2 protein-coding genes and 1 pseudogene are annotated in these 1,217 nt (G+C 74.1%); 2 read left to right on the top strand and 1 reads right to left on the bottom strand.

The genetic code is table 11. The features are described 5' to 3' along the window. Positions 1-361 (bottom strand): MFS transporter (locus ACFQ87_RS45665; protein ID WP_380616958.1); only part of this gene is annotated, 361 nt, incomplete at its 3' end. Between the two features lie 142 nt (positions 362-503). Here ACFQ87_RS45665 and ACFQ87_RS45660 point away from each other — a divergent pair. Both ACFQ87_RS45660 and ACFQ87_RS45655 read left to right on the top strand, forming a co-directional pair. After that, the gene (locus ACFQ87_RS45660) at positions 504-839 is read left to right on the top strand and encodes an ArsR/SmtB family transcription factor (RefSeq protein WP_380616957.1); all 336 of its coding nucleotides are present in this window, start codon (positions 504-506) and stop codon (positions 837-839) included. A gap of 137 nt (positions 840-976) precedes the next feature. After that, positions 977-1,217: pseudogene (locus ACFQ87_RS45655) on the top strand (HAD family hydrolase); the annotation flags it as partial.

The raw sequence follows: 1,217 nt of genomic DNA, 5'->3' as shown, positions 1-1,217 counted from the left end.
CGACCAGGGTGGTGGCCACCGCGTTGGCGGTCGGCGTGTAGAGGGCGGCGCCCGCCGCGGCGAGGACCCGGGTGGCCAGCAGCAGCCCGTAGGTGGGGGCGAGGGCGCTGAGCGCGTTGGCGGCGCTGAAGAGCGCGAGCGCGGTCAGCAGCAGGCGCCGGCGCGGCCAGCGGGCGGTGACGGCGGCCAGCGGCGGGGCCAGCAGCGCGTAGGCGAGCGCGAAGACGGTGACCAGCTGGCCGGCGGCGCCCACCGACACCCCGAGGTCGGCGCGGACCGGGCCGAGGATGCCGGCCACGACCATCGAGTCGGTGCCCATGGCGAAGGTGCCGAGGGCGAGCAGGAGCAGGCGTACGGGCACGGGAAAGCCCCCCGGAGCTATTGTTGGAGGAACGTGAAACAGTTTGACGCTCGCCAAACAATCAGGGATCGGTGGATGATTGTCAAACCATCCCTGCCGTCGCCCGCCGCCCTGCCCAGACCCGAGGACCGGAGCCGAACCCATGACCGAAGACGAGCGGCTTCCCCAGCCCCCCACCGCCGACATCGACCTCGTCACGGTCCTGCACGCCCTCGGCGACCCCGTCCGCATGCGCCTGCTGCTCAGCTACGCCGACGGCGCCGAACACTCCTGCGCCCCCCGCGACCTGGGCCTGGACCACCTCCACAAGTCGACCGTCTCCCACCACATGCGCGTCCTGCGCGAAGCCGGCGTCACCACCACCCGCGTCGCCGGCCGCAACCGCTTCGTCAGCCTGCGCCGCACCGACCTCGACGCCCGCTTCCCGGGCCTGCTCGACGCCCTGCTCTCGGCGGCGCCGATCCCGGCTCCGGCCTGAGGCCGCGGCCCCGCCGCCCGGCCGGCGCGGCCACGCCCGCCCGCCCACCGGATGCGCCGGCCCGAAGCCGGCCCCGACGCCGCCGCTTCGCGCCGCGTAGGGTCGGCCGGTACGGATCGAAACGGAAAGGACGGTTCATGCCGATCAGGGGCGTGCTCTTCGACGTCGACGACACCTTGTTCGACTACTCCGGCTCCGAGGAGGCCGGCATCCTCGCCCACCTGCGCGAGAGCGGCCTGCTCGGCCGCTTCCCCTCCCCGCGGGCGGCGCTGGAGCGGTGGCGCGCCGTCATGGAGACCCAGTACGCCCGCTTCCTCGCCCGCGAGATCACCTTCCGCGGCCAGCAACACGAACGCACCCGCCAGTTCCCCGCCGACC

It is taken from the genome of Kitasatospora sp. NPDC056531, from assembly GCF_042794375.1.
Classification (GTDB): domain Bacteria; phylum Actinomycetota; class Actinomycetes; order Streptomycetales; family Streptomycetaceae; genus Kitasatospora.
This window is presented reverse-complemented; position numbering and strand designations above follow the sequence as displayed.